General features: G+C 50.5%; 22 protein-coding genes. 4 read left to right on the top strand and 18 right to left on the bottom strand.

Features of this window, described 5'->3' with window-relative positions; genetic code table 11:
- Positions 1-141: 141 nt before the first annotated feature.
- The 11 genes from aroF to liaF form a co-directional block, all read right to left on the bottom strand.
- Positions 142-1,203, bottom strand: coding sequence for a 3-deoxy-7-phosphoheptulonate synthase (gene aroF, locus PAECUDRAFT_RS15150; protein ID WP_006038985.1), 1,062 nt, complete (start codon positions 1,201-1,203; stop codon positions 142-144).
- Positions 1,204-1,458: 255 nt separating this feature from the next.
- Entirely contained in the window at positions 1,459-2,025 is a 567-nt protein-coding gene (locus tag PAECUDRAFT_RS15145; RefSeq protein WP_006038984.1) for a DUF2062 domain-containing protein, read from the bottom strand.
- Position 2,026: 1 nt separating this feature from the next.
- Complete coding sequence (locus tag PAECUDRAFT_RS15140) at positions 2,027-2,980, bottom strand: 4-hydroxy-3-methylbut-2-enyl diphosphate reductase (protein ID WP_006038983.1); 954 nt, start codon at positions 2,978-2,980, stop codon at positions 2,027-2,029.
- A 51-nt stretch (positions 2,981-3,031) separates the two neighbouring features.
- On the bottom strand, positions 3,032-4,516 hold the full coding sequence (locus PAECUDRAFT_RS15135; RefSeq protein ID WP_006038982.1) for a sensor histidine kinase: 1,485 nt from the start codon (positions 4,514-4,516) through the stop codon (positions 3,032-3,034).
- Positions 4,517-4,521: 5 nt separating this feature from the next.
- On the bottom strand, positions 4,522-5,211 hold the full coding sequence (locus PAECUDRAFT_RS15130; protein WP_006038981.1) for a response regulator transcription factor: 690 nt from the start codon (positions 5,209-5,211) through the stop codon (positions 4,522-4,524).
- A gap of 68 nt (positions 5,212-5,279) precedes the next feature.
- Positions 5,280-7,007: a S1C family serine protease gene (locus tag PAECUDRAFT_RS15125; protein WP_006038980.1), complete on the bottom strand. Its 1,728-nt coding sequence runs from the start codon at positions 7,005-7,007 to the stop codon at positions 5,280-5,282.
- 177 nt (positions 7,008-7,184) lie between these two features.
- Positions 7,185-7,607: a YugN family protein gene (locus tag PAECUDRAFT_RS15120; RefSeq protein WP_006038979.1), complete on the bottom strand. Its 423-nt coding sequence runs from the start codon at positions 7,605-7,607 to the stop codon at positions 7,185-7,187.
- Positions 7,608-7,739: 132 nt separating this feature from the next.
- Positions 7,740-8,717, bottom strand: coding sequence for an acetylxylan esterase (locus PAECUDRAFT_RS15115; RefSeq protein WP_050794375.1), 978 nt, complete (start codon positions 8,715-8,717; stop codon positions 7,740-7,742).
- Between the two features lie 227 nt (positions 8,718-8,944).
- On the bottom strand, positions 8,945-9,613 hold the full coding sequence (locus tag PAECUDRAFT_RS15110; RefSeq protein ID WP_006038977.1) for a response regulator: 669 nt from the start codon (positions 9,611-9,613) through the stop codon (positions 8,945-8,947).
- Positions 9,591-10,652, bottom strand: coding sequence for a sensor histidine kinase (locus PAECUDRAFT_RS15105; protein ID WP_006038976.1), 1,062 nt, complete (start codon positions 10,650-10,652; stop codon positions 9,591-9,593). Before PAECUDRAFT_RS15105 ends, PAECUDRAFT_RS15110 begins: the two co-directional genes overlap by 23 nt.
- Before the next feature lie 7 nt (positions 10,653-10,659).
- Positions 10,660-11,754: a cell wall-active antibiotics response protein LiaF gene (gene liaF, locus PAECUDRAFT_RS15100; RefSeq protein ID WP_006038975.1), complete on the bottom strand. Its 1,095-nt coding sequence runs from the start codon at positions 11,752-11,754 to the stop codon at positions 10,660-10,662.
- 257 nt (positions 11,755-12,011) lie between these two features.
- Here liaF and PAECUDRAFT_RS15095 point away from each other — a divergent pair, with 257 nt between their 5' ends.
- Positions 12,012-13,313 carry an ammonium transporter gene (locus PAECUDRAFT_RS15095; protein ID WP_006038974.1) on the top strand — a complete coding sequence of 434 codons (1,302 nt, stop codon included), beginning with the start codon at positions 12,012-12,014 and terminating at the stop codon, positions 13,311-13,313.
- 73 nt (positions 13,314-13,386) lie between these two features.
- Here the strand turns inward: PAECUDRAFT_RS15095 and PAECUDRAFT_RS15090 are convergent, their stop codons facing one another.
- The 3 genes from PAECUDRAFT_RS15090 to uraD all read right to left on the bottom strand — a co-directional run bounded on the left by PAECUDRAFT_RS15090 (position 13,387) and on the right by uraD (position 15,976).
- A complete protein-coding gene (locus PAECUDRAFT_RS15090; RefSeq protein WP_006038973.1) occupies positions 13,387-13,758 on the bottom strand; it encodes a hypothetical protein in 372 nt (123 codons plus the stop codon).
- A 113-nt stretch (positions 13,759-13,871) separates the two neighbouring features.
- Positions 13,872-15,296, bottom strand: a complete 1,425-nt coding sequence (locus tag PAECUDRAFT_RS15085) for a methyl-accepting chemotaxis protein (protein WP_006038972.1) — start codon at positions 15,294-15,296, stop codon at positions 13,872-13,874.
- A 179-nt stretch (positions 15,297-15,475) separates the two neighbouring features.
- Positions 15,476-15,976 (bottom strand): 2-oxo-4-hydroxy-4-carboxy-5-ureidoimidazoline decarboxylase, encoded by a 501-nt coding sequence (gene uraD / locus PAECUDRAFT_RS15080; RefSeq protein ID WP_006038971.1) that lies wholly within the window; start codon positions 15,974-15,976, stop codon positions 15,476-15,478.
- A 238-nt stretch (positions 15,977-16,214) separates the two neighbouring features.
- Here uraD and PAECUDRAFT_RS15075 point away from each other — a divergent pair, with 238 nt between their 5' ends.
- Positions 16,215-16,676 carry an Lrp/AsnC family transcriptional regulator gene (locus PAECUDRAFT_RS15075; protein WP_006038970.1) on the top strand — a complete coding sequence of 154 codons (462 nt, stop codon included), beginning with the start codon at positions 16,215-16,217 and terminating at the stop codon, positions 16,674-16,676.
- A gap of 90 nt (positions 16,677-16,766) precedes the next feature.
- Here the strand turns inward: PAECUDRAFT_RS15075 and PAECUDRAFT_RS15070 are convergent, their stop codons facing one another.
- The 3 genes from PAECUDRAFT_RS15070 to ytxC all read right to left on the bottom strand — a co-directional run bounded on the left by PAECUDRAFT_RS15070 (position 16,767) and on the right by ytxC (position 20,621).
- Positions 16,767-17,330, bottom strand: coding sequence for a 3D domain-containing protein (locus PAECUDRAFT_RS15070; protein ID WP_006038969.1), 564 nt, complete (start codon positions 17,328-17,330; stop codon positions 16,767-16,769).
- 135 nt (positions 17,331-17,465) lie between these two features.
- Positions 17,466-19,403, bottom strand: coding sequence for a threonine--tRNA ligase (gene thrS, locus PAECUDRAFT_RS15065; protein WP_006038968.1), 1,938 nt, complete (start codon positions 19,401-19,403; stop codon positions 17,466-17,468).
- Between the two features lie 435 nt (positions 19,404-19,838).
- On the bottom strand, positions 19,839-20,621 hold the full coding sequence (gene ytxC, locus PAECUDRAFT_RS15060) for a putative sporulation protein YtxC (RefSeq protein ID WP_158306252.1): 783 nt from the start codon (positions 20,619-20,621) through the stop codon (positions 19,839-19,841).
- 335 nt (positions 20,622-20,956) lie between these two features.
- Here ytxC and PAECUDRAFT_RS15055 point away from each other — a divergent pair, with 335 nt between their 5' ends.
- Positions 20,957-22,021: a GGDEF domain-containing protein gene (locus PAECUDRAFT_RS15055; RefSeq protein WP_006038966.1), complete on the top strand. Its 1,065-nt coding sequence runs from the start codon at positions 20,957-20,959 to the stop codon at positions 22,019-22,021.
- A gap of 56 nt (positions 22,022-22,077) precedes the next feature.
- Here PAECUDRAFT_RS15055 and PAECUDRAFT_RS15050 read toward each other — a convergent pair whose 3' ends face one another.
- Positions 22,078-22,830 (bottom strand): SDR family NAD(P)-dependent oxidoreductase, encoded by a 753-nt coding sequence (locus tag PAECUDRAFT_RS15050; RefSeq protein ID WP_006038965.1) that lies wholly within the window; start codon positions 22,828-22,830, stop codon positions 22,078-22,080.
- A 167-nt stretch (positions 22,831-22,997) separates the two neighbouring features.
- On the opposite strand from PAECUDRAFT_RS15050, the gene PAECUDRAFT_RS15045 reads away from it, so the two are divergent.
- Positions 22,998-23,648 carry a TetR/AcrR family transcriptional regulator gene (locus PAECUDRAFT_RS15045; protein ID WP_006038964.1) on the top strand — a complete coding sequence of 217 codons (651 nt, stop codon included), beginning with the start codon at positions 22,998-23,000 and terminating at the stop codon, positions 23,646-23,648.
- Positions 23,649-23,923: the final 275 nt, after the last annotated feature.

The following is a 23,923-nucleotide window of genomic DNA, read 5'->3' as shown; positions in this document are numbered from 1 at the left end:
GGTATTTTTTGCGCTTGTGTTAGGTATGCTTACAGGTTTTTATAAATATTCACATTTGGCTGCTTGACACCGCCTATGAAAAAAGCGCGAACCCCTTGCTGTGCAAGGGGTTCGCGCTTTTTTTTCCAGTTGATGGCATGTCTATTTTGCCCAAGTTGCGAATGCTTCTGCCGGTTGTTTTGGCGTATCAAATCGCTTGCCTACCAATGAAGCAAGTTTCTCCAAATCCTTCAATAAGTTTGCGAATTGATCAGGGAATAACGATTGCACCCCATCACCTGTCATCGAATTATCCGGATCTGTATGCATTTCGACGATAAGGCCGTTCGCGCCGGCTGCAACCGATGCTTTGGACATTGGCTCCACCAATTCCCTTCTTCCCGTGCCATGGCTCGGGTCGGAAATGACCGGAAGGTGGCTGAGCGATTGTAAAACCGGAATGGCAGACAGGTCGAGCGTGTTTCTCGTGTACGTTTCGAACGTTCGGATTCCGCGCTCGCAAAGCATAACATTCGGATTGCCGCCTGCAAGGATATATTCCGCCGCGTTGAGGAATTCATCATACGTAGCGCTGAAGCCGCGCTTCAGAAGGACTGGCTTGTTAATCGTGCCTAGCTTGCGAAGCAAGTCAAAGTTTTGCATGTTGCGCGTGCCGACCTGAAGGATGTCTGCGTATTCTGCGCATACGTCGACGTATTCCGGCGTCATCACTTCCGTGATCGTAAGCAGTCCGTGCTTCTCGCCTGCATCCGCCATCATCTTCAAGCCCTCTACGCCAACGCCTTGGAAGCTGTATGGCCCTGTGCGTGGCTTGAATGCGCCTCCGCGAAGCACTTGAGCGCCTGCATTCTTCACAAGTCGTGCGATTTCGTTGATTTGCTCAGGCGTTTCAACCGCACAAGGGCCGCCCATAATAACCAAATGCTCGCCGCCAATTTTGACCCCTTTAGACTCGATGATCGTGTCGTCCGGATGGAACTCTCGGCTAGCCAATTTGTATGACTTGGAAATCTTAATGACATTGTCTACGCCCTTAAGCTGGCGCAAATGTTCAGCGAGCGTCGGCTCGGCTTTGCCGATGATGCCGATTACCGTACGGTCCGTTCCGCGCGATACATGCGCTTGCACGCCTGTCTTTTCAATTTGGTGCACAATCTCTGCGATACGTTCCTCGGTAATATTGGACTGTGTAATTACGATCATTCGATCCATCTCCCTTTAAGATCATATTGATTATAGTAGACATTCAATAAATGATAGTTTCGCGCTTCAACGCTTGTATGCTTTTATGCTTTGTGGCTTTTATGCTTTTAACCGCTAAAGCAAATATACAGGATGAACGGACTTTTCGTCAACCCCTGCGGCATAAAATCATTTTCTTTCCGAGCAAGCTGTCCTTTCGGAATAAAAAACGGCAGCCTCTAGCAAGCTTATAGCTGCTAAGACTGCCGCTTGCGCTTATTCGACCGCTGGCTTGGATGCCAGCGTATCTGTACGACGTTCCTTCCGTTTCTTGCGCCTGCGCTCCGTAAAGAACGAGATGCTCTGCCTTACAGGGAAATAGAACAAGATGCCCAACAGAATGCCGTTAATAAGGCCGCCTACGATTAACTTCAAGTTATATCCGATAAACTTGTTGACGAAGTGCGGCAAAAATGAAATATGCACATGCAAATGGGCTGGAAGAATCCATCCCCCAACGATCCCGCTAAGGAAAGCAATGGGAATAAATATGACTTTCCCGATAAGGAAGCCAACAAGCGCTCCCGCCATGCTTGCACGCAGCAAGTAGACCAATGGGAAGATGAGGAAAAACGCAAGACCCATTGTAGGCAGCGTAACCATCTCAATTGCAATGCCGATCGAAAATCCGAGCGCTACGAACGCAGCCCCGCCAGGCGCGCGCAAGAGCATCAATAGCTTATGACGAAACCAACGCTTCAACTGCAGCGGCTTGCGCCCACGGTCACGTGCAGACGTACCGTTGCCCGGTTTCCGCTTGCCGCCCCGCTCCATGGCCCTCATTTTACGCGCCCGCCGATTTCGTACGAATAGTCGGGAGCAGCTTGTTCATATTGATGGTACGAACCTTCTCCCATGTAGTCGGATCGTTAGAATCAAATTGCTCAACGAATGCGATAACTTCCTTCGTAATCGGCGTCGGCGTTGAAGCGCCGGAAGTAACCGCGACACGCTCAAGCCCTTTAAGCCACTCGATATCGACCTCGCTGAGATCCGACACTCGGTATGCCTTGACTCCAGCGATTTCTTCCGAGACCTGCGCAAGGCGATTCGAGTTATTGCTTCTTGGGTCTCCGACGACAAGAACAAGCTGTGCCTGATCCGCCTGCTGCGCTACTGCTTCTTGGCGAACTTGCGTAGCAAGACAAACTTCATTATGGATCTCAGCCTTCGGAAACTTCTCCAGCAGCTTCGTGATCAGAACACGAATGTCCCATTGCGACATCGTCGTTTGATTCGTAATGAGCAGTCGCTCTTTGCTAAGCTCCAGTTCCGCGATATCCTGTTCGTTCTCAATAATGTGAACGCGATCCGGCGCGATGCCGATTGCGCCTTCCGGCTCAGGATGGCCCTTCTTGCCAATGTAAATGATATCGTAGCCATCTGCCGTCTTCTCATTAATGAGATCATGCGTCTTCGTCACATCCGGACAAGTCGCATCGACGACAGTCAGCCCCTTCTCGACGGCACGACGGCGAACTTCCGGCGAAACGCCGTGCGCGGTAAAGATAACCGTGCCTTCCTTAATTTGCTCCAATATTTCAAGCCGGTTAGGACCATCCAATGTAATGATGCCCTCATTCTCGAACGCGTCCGTTACATGCGCATTATGCACAATCATGCCCAAGATATGAACCGGTCTAGGCAAATCTAAATTTCGAGCTGTTTGCAATGCTAGAACCATCGCATCAACGACGCCATAGCAATAGCCGCGCGGTGATATTTTGACGACTTCCATGAAAGAAACACCTGCTTTCTGCCCAACCCGCTAGCTCGGTCGGTTATCCGTTCACTCCATTATACCTGATTCATGTTGTCGAGAAAAGGCAACGGGCAGCCATACGGTAAAGGTGCTTCCTTCCTCCTCGCGCGTCGTCACCTCGACGAAGCCGTTATGCTCATCGATGATCCATTTGGCAATGGACAATCCAAGCCCAGTGCCCGACGTTTTGCCTCTGGATACATCGGCTCGATAGAACCGATCGAATACTTTCGGTACCTCGTCGCCCTTCATTCCGATTCCGGTATCTCGGACCACGATGCCCGCACGGTCATCTTGTCGAATGGCTGTCAGCTCGACCGTTCCGCTTGGCGTGTATTTGAACGCATTCTCAATAAAAATAAACAAGAGCTGCCTTAAAAAATCAGGATTGCCATAAACACGCACATCCTGCAGCTGCGAATAATCGCCGATGATCCATTCTGCTTTTCTAGGCAAATGCTGGGCGCGCCTGCACACATCCTCTACAATAGGCATCAATTCAACATTAGACTTCTCCATAACGAAGCCTGCATCCGCGCGGGCCAGCGACAGCAGATCGTTCACAAGCCGGCTCATGCGAATCGCTTCTTCTGCAATGTCGCGCATCGCCTCCCTAGTCATCGCTTGACGATCCGCCTCTTCCTCTGATAGTGCCACGACTTTGCCATCTTGCGGCTCAAGCGCCGGACGCCACATCCGCTCCAGCAATTCAATATTTCCGCGTATCGTCGTCAGCGGCGTGCGCAGCTCATGCGATGCGTCAGACACGAATCTTCGCTGCGAGTTATAGGCCTCGTCCAGCTCGTTATAGGCGTTTTGCATGCGGCCGAGCATCCCGTTCAGCGTATCGGTCAATCGGCCAATCTCGTCATTCGGCGATTCGCGCGGAATCCGGTGCGTCAGATCGGAGCCGGTTTCGATTTTGCGCGAGGCTTGAATGACGTTCTCGATTGGCCGCAGCGCTTGGCGTGCGAGAAACATCCCGATCGTAAAGGCGATGATGACCGCCGCCAATGACGAAATGATTAATATATTGCGCAGGTCGTACAAATAATCCGCCTGGCTGCCAGTGAATGCGCCGATCTGGACGACCCACTTCTCATTAGTGCTTTGGCTGACGAGCGTAATTTCGCATAACATGAACGGATAGCCATCCGCTTTTACTTTACGGTATACGGCGTCGTCCAGGCTTGTATCGTTCGGTATTGGAAATTGGAGATTGTTGGACAACATATTGTTGGATTTGTCCACGATATTTTTGTCGCTCATATTCACAAGCTGCACGTATAACTCGCTTTGAATCGACGATCGCGTCAGGCGATTTAGATGAATCCCCTCACCCCAGACGCCCCTGCTCTCCTCCAGCAGCTCCTTCGCCCCGGCTTCAAGCCGCGAATGAACTTCGCCATAAGAATTATAATAAGTAAAAAAATAAATGGAGCCGCAAAGCAGCATTAACGCCACCGCAAGCAACCCCGAGTACCATAACGTAAGTCGAAGTCGTATCGTCATGCTGTTTAGCCGCCTTCCCCGCGCAGCACATAGCCTGTCCCACGGACGGTTTGTATGAGGCGCTTCGCCGTGCCGTCCTCCGTTTTTTGGCGCAGCATGGCGATATAAACCTCTAACACATTCGATTCGCCGCTGTAATCGTAGCCCCATATCTTGTCCATAATGGAGTCGCGCGTCAAAACGCGGCGCGGATTCTGCATGAACAGATGAAGCAAATCAAACTCCTTCGCGGTCAAATCGATTCGCCTGCCTCCGCGAATCGCCTCCCGCGAGTCCAGATCCAGCGTCATATCCTCGAATTGCAGCCTGCCATCGGTCTCTTGCCGATCCGGCTTGCGCCGCAGCAGCGCCCTGACTCTCGCCAGCAGCTCCTCAAGCGCAAACGGCTTGACCAAATAATCATCTGCGCCGAGATCCAGCCCTTTGACACGATCTTGAACATCGTCCATCGCCGTCAGCATAAGCACCGGAACGCCGCTGCCCGCTTCTCGGACGCGCCGGCATACTTCCCAGCCATCCATTTGCGGCATCATTACATCGAGGATAAGCAGGTCCGGATCGGACTGTCCCATCAGCTTAAGCCCCTCCTGACCATCGTTTGCAATCGTCACCTCGTACCCTTCGAACGCAAGGCTTCGCCGCAGCAGCGACGTTATTTTCTCATCATCATCCACTACAAAAATCCGTTGTCTCATCCTTCATGCCCCCTACGACAAGAAACGCAGGCGGTTATGCGCCGGCCTGCGTCTCCCTTTTCATTCTATTATGGCTGCAACTGCTGTTGCTGCTGCTGCTGCTGTTCAACGTTAAAGTCGTTTCTGTTGCCAATTTCAACGGTCAAATCGATATTCTTGCCGTTTCGAATAACGTTCAGGACGATCTTGTCGCCTACTTGATGCTTCTGAATCGCCTCTACAAGCTTATCATAGGACGCGTATTTCGTACCATCTGCACCTGTGATAACGTCGTATTGGCGAACATCTGCCAAATAAGCCGGTGATTTGAAGGTTACTGCTCTTACCAACGAGCCATCAGTCGAGCTTAGACCGAGCTGTTTCGCGTATTCCTCCGTCATATTCTGCAGCTCCACGCCGATAAACGGCACTGGCGCTTTCGGTATCTCTTTGTTGTTTTTCAGGCTCTCAAGCACCTCTTGAATCGTACTCGTCGGAATGGCGAAGCCAATCCCTTGCGCCTGCGAACTGACTGCCGTATTGATGCCGACAACCTCGCCCTTCAGATTAAGCAGCGGGCCGCCGGAGTTGCCCGGGTTAATCGAAGCATCCGTTTGCAGCAAATGCTTATACTGACGCGTGCCGTTTTCATCCGGAATATCGATTGGACGTTCCTTCGCGCTCAATACGCCGATCGTGACCGTATGGTCAAAGCCATATGGGTTGCCGATCGCAATGACCCAATCACCGATATTGATGCCATCGGAGCTGCCTAGCGCCAGCGTTGGGAAAGGCTTCGCGCCTTCGACCTTCAGCACCGCAAGATCGAGCTCATAGCTTGAACCGAGCAGCTTGGCCGTAAACGGCTTATCATAGCCCTGCACAGTTACTTGAATCTCATCCGAGTCAGCAACAACGTGCTGATTCGTTAGAATATAGCCGCTTTGGTCAAAGAAGAATCCTGTACCAATGCCCGCTGGCGTCAGCTGGCCCTGCGACTGGTTCTGTTGTTGGTCGTTTCCGTTGCCGCCATTGGGAGTATCGTCACCGAAAAATTGGCGGAAGAAAGGATCGTCAAACATTCCGCCGCCGTTGCTTGCGCGTTGCTGCTGCTTGACATACGTTTCAACCTTAACAACGGCTGGGCTCGCTTGTTCGAAAATTTTGGCAATATTGTTCGGTCGAACGACATCGGCTGCATTCGATACGCCGGCGCCCGAGCCGTCGCTGGATACGTTCGTTCCCGTCTGAACCGTCCCGCTCGCCGCTAGCGATTCTTTGCCCGTAAACCAGTTGTTCGAATCCGCTGCATACATCAAGCCGCCCACTGAAAGCACGCCTGCTAAAAATGCGATAAATACAGCCCTCAAAGGAGACTTGCGCTTCTCCTTCACCTGCCATCCATTGCGCGTTGCCGCTACTGGCGCTAGTGAACGAAGCTGCGGCGACGATACGATCACGTTTTCTGGATCTTGCTCCGTCTCCGAAGCAGCCGCTTGGGGCGTCACGACTTGTCCGCGATCATATTGCTCATCCTCCGGCAGCTCGTCTTCCGGGTGCTCACCTGATTCAGGCTGCTGGCGGAAGCTGTTGTATCTGCCGTCCTGCGCGCCTGGCTTGAACGGCCCGTAAGAATAATAATACGAGGACTTATTGGAAGATGAATCGCCGCCTTGCTGGCTGTCTATATCATCATGATGCTGCTCATGCGGCTGGCTAGATGCTCGCGTCTGCTCGTTATCATTGCGATCGCTATTGTGATCGGGCTTATTTGCGAAAAAATCATCAAAAGATCCTTTTTTGTTCTGATCGTCCATTTTGAAATCCCTCCAAACAAATGATTGCCGTTTCTATAGTTCTATCATGCACATTCTACCTTAAAACAAACTTAAAAAGAATTAAAAGGATGATGAAAGCCTATAAAAAACAGCCTCTTCAGCTCGTTCAAAAAGAACGCGCACCAAGAGGCTGCTAGATATATGAGAAATGCAGAACTAATGCAGCAGCAATCCTTGTTCTGCGCCAGACAATACTTGCTTCGCTTTATCGATCCATTTCGCCTCGATCTTCGCATCCGGATCAACGGGCGATTGGAACTGGTCGATCAAGCTGCCGGCAATGCGAACCGACGCTTCCTCATCGTTGCCTTCATTGTATACATGCTTGAGCACGTAAGGCGTACCGAGCCTGATCGTCGCATCATTATCCGAATCCAGATTATCGATCGCGCCGGACAACACCTCAAACGGCAGCCGAAGCCATACTTTATTCGCTTCATCAAGGGAGCGGTCAAATGATCCTTTCTCATAATCCCAATTGCCTCCGAGCGTGAAATCCTGCTGCTCCAGCCGTTCTTTAGCTTCCACAAATGCATATTCTCTCGATTGAATGTCGGACTCCAGCGGTATCACTAGCATAAACCCCTTTCGAACTGCGCGGCTCGTCGCACCGCGAGATGGTAACATCCTATATAGCCGTAGGTTGTCCTGCTTGCTTCCGCTTTATGCCAACCGACAAAAACAAAGGGCTTCTTGACAGAGATCCAAATTTTATAGCTTCAAAAACGCTTGGAGTACCCGATCACTCAAATCAGGCAAATATTCATGGCCGTACTCATGGTACACGACCAGCTCCTTCTCCGACTGAATCTTGTTATAAGCAGCGAATTGCGTATAAGGCGGACAAATGGAGTCTGCCAAAGCGGTGACAAAAATAACCTTAGCTTGTATACGGTCCGCTAGATTTTGGATATCAATATAACCAAGCTTATCAAATACGTCATCCTGGCGAGAATGAACAGGGTCCATAAAACGGAAGTAGTATGCTATCTCTTCATAGGCTGAAGAAACAGCCTCCATCTCCCAGGCCTTCTTATAATCCGAAAGAAACGGATATACCGAAATCGCCAGTTTTACCGTCGGCTCAAGTGCAGCGCAAGCTAAGGTCAACGCGCCGCCTTGGGAGCAGCCATGTACCCCAATACGGCTTGGATCCACTTGTTCCAATGATTGCAGGATTCGAACCGTTTGAACCAGATCAAGGAATACATTGCGATAATACAGCCTGTCCGGATCTTCCTCATCGATCCCCCGTATGATATGCCCCTTCAAGGTTGTTCCCCTTACACACAGATTATCTTCGGAAAGCCCGCTTTGACCGCGGCAGTCCATTGCCAGCACCGTAATCCCGTGAGACGCAAAAGCAACTTTATCGAACCAATCCCCACTGTTAGAGTGATAACCGTGAAACAGGGCAACGCCTGGCCCCTTACCGGTCGACTGAATAGGCTTCACGTATTTCGCATGTATGCGTGCTCCGCCGACGCCTGTAAAGTAGAGGTGGTAGCATTCCGCAACCGAGGTTTGGAACTTTGCTGGCACCAACTCATATTCAAGTGACTGACTGTCTAACTCCTTCAATGCTCTGATCCAATAAGTATCGAAATTATCCGGTCTAGGGCTGCTCCCCATATACTTCAATAAATCTTCCACTTTATCGTTAGCCACGTATGACCTCCTGCATCGCATATTATATTCAATCTTGAAGAGCTTTCGCAAAATAAGAATACCACACTGAACAAACAAAAAAATCATTTAATTATCATAAAAATTGAAATATAAAATAACAAATACATTCATTTAGTTAGCATCCCCTAGGCGCGTCGAAATTAATTCAAGAAAAAAGACAGCTCCATTAGAGCTGTCTCAAGAGTGTCGAGAAAGTCCAACGGACTTCTCGGCACTTTTATTTTCATTTAAACCTGCGGTTTCGCCCAGCCCTTGCGATGCGCATAAACAGCCAACTGCGTCCGGTCTTCCAGCTCGCATTTCATTAGTAAGTTGCTGACATGCGTTTTAACCGTCTTGATGCTAATGTGCAGCTCTTCTGCAATTTCCTTGTTCGCCATTCCGTCCGCGATCAGCAGCAGCACTTCCTTCTCACGCTCGGTCAGCCCCTCGTCAGCCCCTTGTGCAGAACGCTGCCGAAGCCCGCGCGTCAGCGCTTGAGAGACGTCTGATGTCATGACTGGCATTCCTTTGACCGCGCCAGTCAACGCATAGATAAGCTCCTCGGCCGAAACCGTCTTCAAGACGTAGCTCACCGCTCCCGCCTCTACCGCGGCCAACACTTTATCATCCTCCAGGAAACTAGTCAGCATGACGATTTTCAAATCAGGAAACCGTTCCATAATCGCTGCTGTCGCTTGCACGCCGTCCATGATGGGCATCATTAAATCCATTAGAATGAGATCCGGCAGCGTTTCGATTTCATTCAGCACGCGGAGCGCTTCTTCCCCGTTGCCCGCTTCCGCAATGACCTCAAACTTTGGCTCTAGCATCAGGTAGGTTTTCAAGCCGGCTCGAACCATATCATGATCATCTACGATCATTACCGTATAGCTACTTTTCCCCGTCACCGTCATCCATCAAACCTCGCTTATCCGTATATTTCGGTATCGTGACCCGAATGCGCGTTCCGCCGCCAGGCTTACTCCAGAGAATCGCATCTCCGCCAAGCTTCTGTGCGCGCTCGCGCATAGTCGATAGTCCGTAAGAGCCTTCGCGCACATTTTCCGGCCTAAACCCTACCCCGTCATCCTGCAATGTCATGATGATTTGATGGTCGGTCTCCGAAAGCGTCAGTACGGCCCGATGCGCCCGGGCATGCTTCACGATGTTAGCCATCGCTTCTTGTATAATTAGGAAGAGCTGATGCTCCTTCGCTTCCGACAACGGATCGATGACTCGCCAGTCCATCTCGCCTTGCAGCTGATTCTGGCGGCAATAATCCGGAAACCACTTGTCCAACGCCTGCTGCAGCGACCGCCCCTCCAGCTCCATTGGCCGCAGTTGGGCAATAAAACCTCGCATTTGCTTCTGAGCGGTCGTCGACATAGCAATCAACTGTTTCATTACTTCAGCCGCATGGTCCGCCCTGAGCTCTAACAACTTGGGCAAGGACGAAGCGGACATATGAATGGCGAACAACTGTTGGCTGACCGTATCATGCAGATCTCTCGCGAGACGCTTGCGTTCTTCATGCACGGCAGCCTCATTAGACGCCATCTCCCGCATAACCTGCTCTTCTCCGGCGATTTGAACCAACTGCAAACGCTCCTCCACCATGGCAGCCATTTCATTAAACTCCGTATTAACCGCCTCGAAGGATCGTGCACCGCTAGCGGGCAGCCGCACAGCCCAATTCCCGTTATTTGCTTGTTTGATTGCCAGATGCAGAGCGTCAACACGCCTCTGAATCGTCTGCGCCGTCCAATAACCAAATCCCGAACTTACGAGCAGAATGACCCCAATCACACTGAGGCCGAATTCAAACCCCTTTATGCCGCTAACATCCGAGAACCATCCGCGAAGCGCGTACATGCTTCCTGCCGACAGCAGGGCGGACACGGCGAACAGTGCAATGATTTCTAGCTTACCGCTGCGAAACAACCGAACCATCATGCCGCATTCACCCTACCTTCGTCACCCGTACATCACCAATAAATGTGCTGCACACCAGTTTAATCCGTTTTTCCGTTTCCTTATAATAGGGACTTTCAACATCCATGCTGCGGAACAGTCTCGAATCCCGCATGTCAAGCACCCGCGCATCGCCGATAAAAGCGCTTGATACGACGTGAATGCCAATCTCGTAATCGTTAGGCAAGTAGATTTTGACATCCCCAATAAAGGATGAAATCGTGATCTTCGTCTCGCCTGCCGGAATTTGAGCTTTCGTCAAATCAAGCACAGTGTCCCCTACAAAATGGGAAATGTTCAGAGGCTTCAGCTCCCAGTGGTCGTTGCCGATATGAATATCCCCAATAAATCCGGAACGAGTCTGCGTATTCGGATCATTATCCCACCATTCCACTCGCTCCCATGGATTGCGATGCTTCCGGTAGGAGCCCCCTGCATGGCGCTCGATTTTCTGATGAATGCGTTCCATTTTTCGCTCGATTTTCTGCTGATGCCGGTTCAGACGATCCGCGAGATGCTGAGCATGTCGGCTCTCATACTTATGATTCGGCTCCTTGCTCAAGTTTGGACCTGTTGGCGGATTGGGAGGCGACGGAGGCGCTGGCTCCTCCTGCCCTATCGCATCAGGCGTGCCTGGGTATGCGGTCGGATCTGGATGCAGCGGCGGCGCGGGCGGCACATAACCAGTCGGCTTGAAGGATTGCCAATCGTCCCTCTTGTCATATTCGCGCTTGCCGTAATGCTTCGGTTTGAAAATCATATTGAGGCCGAACATGATAAGGATCACAGGGCCTACAAATCTCATCAGATCGCCCACTGACCATTCGAACCAATCCAGATTGCGGCCAAGGAAGATGAAGCCGATCGAGAACATGACCCCTCCGCTCCAAATGGCCGATCCAACGCTGCTCGCGAATAATAATCCGTTCAATCCGGCAAACATTAAGACGACAGGCCAAAATGTGGAGGCAATTTCTCCAATGTCGAAGTCGATAATGCCGAACTGCTTAAGTAGAAAGCCGCTTCCTAACGCGACGATAAACAATCCCCACAGGAAACGACTTGCGTATTGTCGTCCATTCATTCTCGTTCAGCTCCTAAATATGCCGTTGTTACGATTGATTATAACGAAAGGTTTACGTTTCGTTAACCGTCGCGTGGTTGAACCCCGTATCCGTCTTGAGACCGAGCCTTCACGATTTAACAGAATTCATTAATTTATGTAACGTATTGTTACATATCGTGTTGACATAGTTAACTTCGTAAACTTATAATAAATTTCGGCTTCATATTTTGTATAAAACCTGACGTGTAGCTTGATCAAATAGGAGTGAGCCGCATATGGATTTGTTAACCTTATCGCAAGGCCTTGATACGATTTGGATTGTACTCACCGCTGCAATGATTTTGTTGATGGAAGGCGGCTTCGCATTGCTGGAGGCCGGGTTCGTCCGCCAAAAAAATGCCGTCAGCATTATTATGAAAGTATTTGTCGATATTACCTTCGGAGCTCTCATTTATTTCGCTTTCGGATTCGCACTCATGCACGGCAAAGATGCCGGAGGCTTCGTCGGTCTATCTGGATTTTTCATGAACGGCGATCTGTCCCACATCAAGCTTAACGTTTCACTCGATACCTATTGGTTATTCCAAAGCGCATTCGTAATCGCGGTCATTTCTATCGTATCAGGCGCAGTAGCTGAACGCATCAACTTCCGTGCTTATATTTTGTTTACGATTGCTATGACTGGACTTATCTATCCGATCGCCGGCCACTGGATCTGGGCAGTTGGCGGCTGGTTAGGAAAGCTTGGCATGCTCGATTTCGCCGGCTCCGCCGTCATTCATGGCTTGGGCGGCTTCGCAGCCTTGGCCGCAGCCATCTTCATCGGACCGCGCATCGGCAAGTTTTCAGCAGATGGACAAGCCAACATCGTCCCGCCCTCCAACCTGCCACTCGCTTCTGTCGGAGCGTTCATTCTATGGTTCGGCTGGTTCGGCTTTAATTCCGGTAGTACGATGAGCGCCACGAACGGTTCAATCGGCCATATCGCAGTTACAACCATGCTGTCCGCTGCCGCAGGGGGCGCAGCTTGTATCCTATTTACAATGTTCCGTTACAAAAAAGCCGATCCGCCCATGGTCATCAACGGCTCGCTCGCAGGGCTTGTCGGCATAACCGCAGGCTGCGCATATGTATCTGACGATGTCGCCATCCTGATCGGCATTATCTGCGGCATTGCCATGCTGCTTGCCACGGAATGGCTGGAGTCGCGCCAGATTGACGATCCTGTCGGCGCATTCGCCGTCCACGGCATAAGCGGAAGCATCGGCACGATCGCCCTCGGCCTGTTCGCTAAGGAGGAGCTGACTTCCCAAGTCGGACAAGGCTACTACGGCCTCTTCTATGGCGGCGGCTGGCAATTGCTCGGCATCCAGACGCTCGGCCTTGTCGTCGTATGCGTGTGGGGATTCTCGCTCACATGGATCTCGCTCAAAATCATTAATAAATTTGTACGCGTACGCGTGAGCCAGGACGAGGAACTCGTCGGTCTCGACGTCGGCATCCACGGCGTTCCAGCTTACAGCCAAGAGCATGACTTCCTCGATCTCGAACGACTCAAGCAAGAGCGCCCTCATTAGCTTATACGCTCCACAATCGCAACAAAGAACGCCCTGTCTGATTCTCATCAGATACAGGGCGTTTTCATTTGCATTACGTCAACGTCTCCAGTGCAGACAGCTTCTCAACCGAAGAATCCGGGCTATCCAGCAGATGGCGCGCCCGTTCAGCTTCTATTCGAAGCTTGCGCGCTTTTTCCATCGGCTTTTTTACGTAATGAATATATTCGACAGCGAGATGATGCGCAGGCTTTCTTCCTGACAGCAACCGACGAAACGAGGACATTGCCTGATAAGCGCGCTCTTCTTTCAATCGGCGCTTCTCATAACGTTCTACCATCTCTTCAATCTCGGCAATCTCCGCTTCTTTCTTAGCGATGTAAGCATCCAAAAACGGGACAACGTCCGCAGGCTTATTAGGAGCTTTCAAACCAAACGCGCTCATTGTAGGAATGGGATCAGTCACGTCAATTCACCTGACTCTTTCATGTAATAATACATTACATTTGATCAATATCACCATTTTACATGAACCAAAACGATTTGAAAACCCCTAAAATCATTTCGTCTCGCAACTTTTTATGTCGATTCGTTGAGTTCCTTGACTCTGATGTCAGCTCCAATGACACCGATCGGCTGCCCCTCTTGATCATACACCGGAACAGCAATCGTTGCGCAAGGCCGCTTCGTAATCGCCGATATATAAACGTCGGACGTAAACGCCTTCCCTTCCATCGATCGCTTCCACCAGTCGCGCCCATTGGCATTCACAAGCCCAGCCTCCGGCAACGAGAATACGAATGTTCCATCCGCTCGATTGGACCAGATCGCCTCAATATCCGCTTTGCCGCGCAGAAGCGCCGTGAGCACCCGTTCATGCGCGAGCTCGTCCATCGCACTAATCTCAGGATTGGACGCTTCCGCTTGCAGCCATCTCAGCAACTCCGTCGCATCTACGCTGACCGTTGTCGCTTCGGAACGATAGCCGATTTGGCGCAAGGTTTGTCCCAACTCATCCGATGTTTTATTCAAGTTGCGACTAACGAGTCCCAGCTTGGAAATTTGCTGGCGCTGCTGCTGCGAAATCGCAATGGTGCCATCGACACTGCTCAGCGTCTCGTTCACAGAATCAACAACCTCCTTCAGCATCTGGGACAGCTCCTCCATATGCCCGGCTTGCTGCGTGCTCGCCTTGTCCGTATGCCCAACCAATCGATCCACTTCAGTAATACGTTGAAAAATAATGTCCATTCTTTCCTTATTTTTGGCCATCTCGGCCACGCCGCGCTCGACTGCCAGTCGTTCTTGCTCGACGGATTGCACCACATTCTGAATCCCTTGCTCAATCTGATCGACGATGCCGGTCGAACGACGTACTGCCGCATGGCTCTGATCTGCCAGCTTTCTGATTTCCTGTGCAACGACAGAGAACCCCCTGCCATACTCTCCTGCATGCGCCGCTTCAATCGAGGCGTTAAGCGCCAGCAACGACGTTTGGGATACGATATCTTGGATAAACGTGTTGATTTCATAAATATTGGACATTTGGTCGATCAGCGACCTAAAATGCGACTCCATCGACTGATTATGCCCCGTTAGATCGTTCATAACCTGATCCGTAGCCTGCAAGGAGCGGCAAACATCAAGTACAACGTCCTTGGCATCCTTGCTCTCGACGTTCAGCCTTGACGAAGCTGCGCTAATCTCGTCGGCTGCAGAAGCAACCTCTTGCAGCGCGGAAAAAGCCTCCTCGATACGCGACACCGCCTGGCTGCTTCGAGCATGCAGCAGCGCCTCCTGCTCGGAGGAATGATCGGCCACGTAGGTTAATCGCCCGATCGATGAATTTACTTCAACTACAGCAGCCTGCAATTGATTAGAAATGACTTCCGATTCATTAAACAATCTTGCCAACATCCGTTTGTCTGCTGACGCCCCCTCTGAATGACTAGCGATCGACGCTGCGCTGCCTCTTTTCCACAACTTTTGTAGTCCGATTGCCATATGTCTTCACTCCCACGTCTGATGTTTGCCTTCAATCCAATAAACCCACCAATGTCACTTTATTCGACATGATATGTCATAATCCTCCTGATTATTTAAAATCCTCGTCATATTTCCTTCCATTATAAAAAACGCATAGGCAGCTCGGCCTACGCGTTCAAATTGCTCACATTTTCAACTCACACTTCGTCTTGCACACGATCTGCGAGGCGGAAACCTGTAATCTTGCCTATTTCGTTAATCGCCGTTTGCAACTCATCCGCCCTTGTGTTCTCCACCCTCTTAATCATCGCTTCTATAATGTCAGCCTTCGTTTTTCCTTTGACCGCCAGGATAAAAGGAAAGCCGAAAGCAGCCGTATAACGGGTATTTAACGCAACAAGCTGCTCGTATTCCGCAGGAGACAAGCGATCCAATCCCGCACCGCTCTGCTCAGCTACCGACGCGTCCGTCATCTGAAGCCGACTGCCTAAATCCGGATGGCTGCGAAGAAGCTTCACCTTATCGGCTTCATCAAGCGCTGCGATAACTTGCTTTAACGCCCCGTGCATTTGCTCGACATTGTGAAACGGCCGTTTCTCGTAGACCCGCTCCATCACCCATGGCGAATGCTCTACAACCCAGCCCACTGCCTCCATAAACGTTTCCTTCGGCATTTGATTCAAATCAGCAACCTTCACCGATCATTCCCCTTTCGTTCGTAAACTCATTTTACGAATTTTATTATCGAATCGTCTCAATAATGAATCGACAGAATTCCAATGTTAACTATTCTATCTTCATATTATATAGATGCCCTCTGGTTGACGTCAAATGCGGTGAAATACAACCTTGATCATCGGTTTTCGAAAGTTCTATTTCCAAACAAGCATTTTTATGTTATGTTTTATTACATACAGAAGGAAAGGTGGACTGCTTATGGTGCTTCCACATTTGGACGGAATTGATCAACGAATCGTCGATCTGCTGCTAGAAAACGGGCGGCTGCCATATGCGAAAATCGGAGAATCGTTAAGCTTATCGCGCGTTGCCATCCAGAAGCGAGTCGAATCGCTTATTGAAGATGGCATCATCGAGCATTTTACGATTCGTGTAAACGTCGCCAAGCTTGGCAAAGCGGTGTCTGCTTTCTTTGAAGTCGTTGTAGAACCTCGTTTTGTAGAGCAGGTCGGCAACCAATTGGCGGAAGAGCCATGCGTCATCAGCATCTACCAAATGACTGGACCGACAACGCTGCATATGCATGCCCAGCTGAAAGACGAAGAAGATGTAGAAAAGTTTTTGTACGAAAAAATTTATACGCTGCAGGGCGTCGTGAACGTCGAAACGCAGCTCGTCATTAAGCGTTTTAAAGCCGGCAACGGCTTTGAGGTTTTCTAAAGGTATAGCAAGAGCCCCTGTGTCGACGGCACAGGGGCTCTTGCTATAGACGAATACATTCTCCATTATGTTAGCCGGCAGCATCGCCGTTTAAGATTCTAGATAAGCCTGCGGAATGGAGCGGCTAGCGGCCAGTGCCTCGTTCACGGAATTAAGCCATGCTTGCGATAGCTTGCCATTCCCTTTCTTGAGTACTCGCACCTTCACTTTACGCTTGCCCCATTGTGAATATACTTGCTTGATCGACTCAAAATACAGGTCGATTCGTTTACCTTTAATTGCAGAGCCTGTATCCGCCACTACGCCATAGCCATAATTCGGAATGTACAGCAAGGTGCCGATTGGAAAAACTTTGGGGTCGGCTGCTATCGTCGACATTCGGCCTCGTCTCACTTTAACCCCAGAATAAGTAATGCCGTATTGCGGGTGTCCCGGGCGTTTGCCTGTCGATTCGACACCTGCGGTATAGCCGGTCGCCACGACCTCAACGGTCGCCGGCCCTTCTAATTCATCGCCATCGGCTTTGTCGATGACTGCTGCGTTTACGGTTAGCGTCCCCCCTTCCCAGCCTACTAACGCTGCGCTGGCAGCAAATGTCGCTAGGCATAGGAATGAGGCAGCACGAAGCCGTACCCGAGCGAAGCTTGATAACATAAGTTATCTCCTCCTTATGAAGAAGGTTGCCCCATTCGCTTTCCGATTATGCACAAAAAAAATGATGGTTTAGCAGCCCATTCCCAGGGCCGCTCAACCATCATTTTCATACCATCTGATCCGTTGCTGGATCGATTACACTTTTTTCGTTGCGATCTCTTCCGTCAGGAGCGCAATCAGCTCGCTAACCTCTTTCGATCCAATATCGCCTTCGCCGCGTTTACGGACCGATACGGTGCCAGCTTGCGCTTCATTGTCGCCTACGATCAGCATGTAAGGCAGCTTCTCGAGCTGCGCCTCGCGGATTTTATAGCCAAGCTTCTCGTTGCGCAAATCCGACTCTGCGCGAACGCCAGCTGCAAGCAGCTTCTCTTCCACTTCGCGCGCGTAACCATCGTATGCGGACGATACCGGAATGACGCGAGCATGCATCGGGGACAGCCACAGCGGCAGCGCGCCAGCGAAGTTCTCAAGCAGGTAAGCCGTCATGCGCTCCATCGTGCTAATGATGCCACGGTGGATAACGACAGGACGATGCTTCTTGCCGTCGTCACCCACATACTCCAGCTCGAACCGTTCAGGCAGCAGGAAATCCAGCTGAGCCGTCGATAGCGTCTCTTCCTTGCCAAGTGCCGTCTTGATCTGCACGTCCAGCTTCGGACCGTAGAACGCCGCTTCGCCTTCTGCTTCGAAGAATGGCAGCTCAAGCTCTTCGACAACCTCGCGAAGCATGCGCTGCGACATTTCCCACATGTTGTCGTCGGGGAAATATTTCTCCGTATCCTGCGGATCACGGTACGACAGGCGGAATCGGTATTCCTTGATGCCGAAGTCTGCGTACACTTGACGGATTAAGTTAATAACGCGCGCGAACTCCTCTTTGATCTGATCCGGACGGCAGAAGATGTGCGCATCGTTCAGCGTCATCGCGCGTACGCGGTGCAGCCCTGTCAGCGCGCCGGACATTTCGTAGCGGTGCATCGTACCAAGCTCTGCTACGCGGATCGGCAGATCGCGATAGCTGCGCATGTCGCTTTTGTAAACCATCATATGGTGCGGACAGTTCATCGGACGAAGCACAAGCTCCTCGTTATCAAGCGCCATCGGAGGGAACATGTCCTCCGAATAGTGCTCCCAGTGTCCTGAAATTTTATACAGCTCAACGTTCGCGAGAACCGGCGTATATACATGGGAATAGCCCAGTCGTTCCTCGAGATCGACGATATAACGCTCCATCGTACGGCGTACGCGCGCACCGTTCGGCAGCCATAGCGGCAAGCCTTGGCCGACTTCGCGAGAGAACGTGAACATTTTCAGCTCGCGGCCCAGTTTGCGGTGATCCCGCTTCTTCGCTTCCTCGAGAAAATGAAGATGCTCGTCCAATTGCGCCTGCTTAGGGAAAGCAGTGCCGTAAATGCGCTGCAGCATTTTGTTCTTGGAATCGCCGCGCCAGTAAGCGCCGGCAATGCTCAGCAGCTTAAATGCCTTAATGCGTCCTGTCGACGGAAGATGCGGGCCCCGGCACAAATCGAAAAATTCGCCTTGGTCATAAATCGTCAGCTCAACATTTTCGGGCAGGTCGCGGATAAGCTCAAGCTTAAGCGGGTCGCCCAGCTCCGTGAACGTCGCGATCGCTTCCTCACGGCCAACGACACGGCGGCGGATCGGCAGGTCTTCTTTGACGATTTTGGCCATTTCCTTCTCGATTTTCACAAGATCCTCAGGCGTCAGCGATTGCTCCAGATCGATATCGTAGTAGAAGCCGTCTTCGATAACAGGTCCGATGCCGAGCTTAACCGCTGTATTGCCGTACAGGCGTTTGATCGCTTGCGCCATCAAGTGAGCCGTACTATGGCGGTACACTTCCAGACCGTCCGCGGAATCCAGCGTTACGATCTCTACTTTCGCATCCGCTTCGATCGGCGTATAAATATCAACGACTTTTCCGTCAATTTTGCCTGCAACTGCGTTTTTTTGAAGCCCTTTGCTAATCGACCCAGCAACATCGTCAATCGTTGCGCCTGACTCGTATTCCCGGACTGCGCCGTCCGGCAGCGTTACTTGAATTGCCATGTTCATTCTCCTCTGCGTATATGCGTTATTCACATCCAACAAGTTTAGCGAGGGGTGCCTGGAAACAACAAAAAAAGCACCGTCCCGCAAAGGGACGAGTGCTTGTATACTCGTGGTTCCACCCTCATTCGTACGCGCCTTCAGACCAACTGCCAAGAGCGGGAAGCGCGAACCTCATGACATTCGATAACGGGAATGATCCGTTACGGCTTACAGCCAAGCGAAATAATGCTCTACATTACGCTCAGGTTCAACCGCAAAGCTACAAAGGGGTAAATTCACCGCCGCCTCGGAAGAAGCTTACAGCCTAGGCTTCTCTCTCTGTACCGCGCATCATCGGTAAATTATTGTCTTCGTCAACGCTGTTCGACAATTAACAATTGTGCTCGCTTCATTATACCTAAGCGATCACATGCGGTCAATATGGCCATTGCGCTAAACATGGTGCTCGAATGACGAGTGGCATGAGCCGCAGCCAACGCATACGCTAACGCGAATGCCGAATATCGATTCGATCGTCCGTATGATCTGGAGCTCCGGCTGCCTTGTGTGAATAACGATCTGCTTGGGAGAAATCGTCACCAGCGTGCTGATCACCATATCCTCCACATTCATTTCATACTCCACCATCTCGGCTACAATTCGATCGACAGGCTTATGTTCAAGCGGCTGCAGCCGTTCGTCGCAAACCATAAATTCGTGGCCGGTTTTATGAACGAGATGAACAAGCGGCAGCTTAGGCTCTTGCAGGTCGACAAAATATTTCAGCAGCGAAATAAACTCCTGATATTGTTTATCCATTACGAACTCATCAACTGCATACTCCGCTGCGTCCCGCAGCTCGCTCCAATAGTTTTGTAATCGAAACGTTACAAAACCTGTCAGATGAAGCTCCGTTTGTTCCTGCAGATACGCTTCCAGCTCGTCCGCTACTTTCTGCTTTCTTCGTTTGCGGTCTACTTCGCTGAAAGCATCCCGTTCAGGCAATGGAACAGGAATCGAGCCGAGCATCTCGGAGCAAAAACGAACGATCGAATCCAATTCCTCAGGCCGTTCGATTCGATATTGCTTGCGAATAATCGAAGACAGCAGCAACTGCTCCAGCTCCGATACAATATACTCGGCAATAGCCGAAGCCGTGCTCTGATACAATGCTGTTCCATGCTGGGTCAGACGGAATTCCGGCTGCTTGTCGATCCAGCCGATAAGCCGATCCATCCCCGACTTCCATTCGAGCCGCGGCACGGCGGGGATATTATGTAACTGCGTGTACTCCCGAACTAACAGTTCATATAGTTTGATTCGCTGACTTTGTTCAGCGTCGTGCAAGGATATGGAAAAAAGCTCCATGCGCTCACCCCTTTCCTTCCTTAAAAGTATATGCCGTCAGCCCGTGTATATACGATGAACCGTTTGGCACGATTGGAAAGGTATTTAAACGGCGGTCGAATCATGATATATTGGAACGTATTATGAGAGCTTTTTGGTGGTGAATGGCCTGCATGGATTTAGATTCATTAAACGACGCGCGAGAAAGATGGAATCGACGATTAATGCTCGGCTTTTGGACCTTTTTGGCGTTGTCGGTACTCGTTGAGCTAGCCTATTGGGGAGTTACAGCTCGATCCGACGTCTTGATGCCCAGCGTCCTTCAGCTCGTCATTATGCTCATTACGCAATATGGTTTGACACGTTTGAATAAAACCTTACATGAGTATGTAATGATTATGAGTTCAACGCTTCTAGCCTCCGTCTACATATTCAGCTACGATACCGACTATTTATGTTTCCTGCTGCTGCTACCTATTCTGCTTACCATTTATTATCTGGATACGCGAAAGCTGCTGCTTGCGGCATTCATCGCATTGCTGCCGCTGCAATTTTATTATTGGGCAGGAAGCGCGTTATTTGCTCACACCTCTCCGCCGCTCCACGAGCAGCTTGGCACGACAATCATTTTTGCATTCGTCGCCTTCATCTCATGGGCAACCATACGCAGAGGACAAGCACTCATTCAATATTCGACCAAAATCCACTACACGAATCAGGACCTGCTGGTCAAAACCGTGCTTATGGATAAGCTCATCAAGACAGACGCATTGACCGAGCTGTACAATCACATTACCTTCCATGAATATCTGGAGCATCTAATCATACAGCATGAAGCGAACGATTTGTCGCTGCAGCTTGCTTTGATCGATATCGACAACTTTAAGCTGGTCAACGATCAATACGGCCATCGCGCCGGGGACGCGATTCTGCGAAGAGTATCCGAAATTATTCGCACCGAATCCGGCGCCAACGACGTAGCGGCTCGATATGGCGGCGAAGAATTCGCAATCCTGCTGACCGACAAAATGCCTGAGCAATCGCTCGCTCTTCTCGAGAAGCTTCGGGTCAAAATCGCTGCCGAAACCCATGATCTATTGGATGGGAAGAAAGTTACGATCAGCATCGGATTTTCGCGTTATCGCCCGTGGGAAGGCAAAGAAGTGTTTTTCGCTAGAACCGATGCAGCCCTTTATATGGCTAAAAAATCGGGTAAAAACCAGATCGTCCATGCTGACGAAATAGACCCGCATAGCGGCAATGCCGAAGCCGCTTCAACGAGCGCTTAGCAGCAATAACAAACAGCCCGTCCTACAACTAGGACGGGCTGTTTTGTCTTATGCTTTTATTTGGCAATGACGCCGCCATCCACTGGCAGCTCGACGCCTGTAATATAGGCGGAGGCATCCGAAGCGAGGAACAATACAGCCTGCGCCACTTCACGCGCCTGTCCAATTCTCGGAAGCGCCGTCTGCGACAGGAACCATGCGCGCATCTGCTCATTGTTTACGAACTCCGCGCTCATCGGCGTTTCAATAAAGCCGGGATGTACGGAATTGACACGGATGTTATCTTTGCCGTAATCGACTGCCGCCGCCTTCGTGAGCATGCGAACAGCCCCTTTGGAAGCTGTATACGCGCCAGCCCCGCTGCTGCCCGAAAGTCCAGCAATCGACGAAATGTTGACGATTGATCCGCCGTTGTTCTGCTGCATATGCGGAATAACTAGCTTCATGCCAAGAAATACGCTCGATAAGTTAATGTTCATCACGCGATCCCATTGCTCAGTGGTCGTGTCCAGCATGCCTTGCGCAAAGGAAATGCCGGCATTGTTCACCAATATATCAATTCTATGATAAGAAGCGAAGGCTCCCTCCAAAACTCGCTGCCAGTCCTCCTCCGAGGCTACATTGTGCGCAAATGAGATCGCCTCGCCCCCAACTGCTTGAATCTCTTTCACGACTGCTTGTACAGCCGCTTCGTTAATATCCGTCGCTACAACTTTGGCTCCCTCTTGTGCAAACAAGAGCGCTTCTTCACGTCCCATGCCGCTGCCTGCACCCGTAATCAACGCCACTTTATTCGTCAGTTGTGCCATGTTGATCTCTCCCTTGTCTCGATGCTACTTTCAATGCTCCAATGGAGGGGTGATAGCGTGTCTATCACCTTGATACTAATCATATCAGACCTTGCTCATTCATACAATCGTTTTAGCCAATATGCTATAATACAAGTCATTCAAGATGAGGAAACGAGAGGTATCACATGGATCCCAGAGCAAGGTACGAGAAAGAAATTCAAACGACCCGGCATAATCGGACACGCCATATTATTGAGGCAGCTGAACGTGTATTTACGATAAAAGGAATTGAAAATACCACCATGCAGGATGTGGCAAGAGAAGCAAACCTCGGCGTCGCTACCGTATTCCGCTTTTTCCCGAGAAAGGATAAGCTGATCGTCGCCGTTGTCACGAGCAATCTTCAGCAGGTGCTGCACGCCTTCCAATCCATTGCGGCTATGTCAGTATCCTGTCTGGACAAAATTGAGCTGCTGTTCGATCATTCCATTTCATTACTGCACAATCAGGACAGCTCAAACGTGAAGCTTATGGAAAATTTCGAAAACTACGCCGCACACTATACGGAGCCTCTCGAAGATATTGAGGCGTTCAACGCCGTCTACCGAGAGATATCTAGCGTCTTTTCCTCTGTCATCACGCAAGGGGTTCAGGACGGCTCCATTCGTCCAGACCTGCCGATTCCAGAAACGCTAACGACCGTAATGAATACGTTCAGTATGTTCGCACGCAAGCTCTCCCTGCAGAAGAACATTCTGCTATTCGAGCAGGATGTTCCGCCTGAAAATCAGCTGGCGATCCTTAAACAGATCTTAATGAGCTATTTGAGGAATTAGGCAGGCTTATAAATCGAAATAGCTGTCTTAAAAGCCATTACTAATAGACTTTTAAGACAGCTTTTGATTTGTCCGGTCCGTCGGGACCGGTGCTCCATTTATCTGATGCATCTGCCCTGCCGTTGCATTTTGTACAATGAGAAAGGCAAGAGCACCCTTCCTCGAAGGGGTCCATTGCAGTTCATACAACGAGATACGATCCAGAAGGGTCACTATGCGCCTAAAACATAGAACGCCGCCTTTCCTGTTGTACCATATGCAATGAATAAATCCTC

It is taken from the genome of Paenibacillus curdlanolyticus YK9 (genome assembly GCF_000179615.1).
GTDB classification, from domain to species: domain Bacteria; phylum Bacillota; class Bacilli; order Paenibacillales; family Paenibacillaceae; genus Paenibacillus_T; species Paenibacillus_T curdlanolyticus.
The sequence above is the reverse complement of the archived record's forward strand: the minus strand, read 5'-3'. Positions and strand labels throughout refer to the sequence as shown.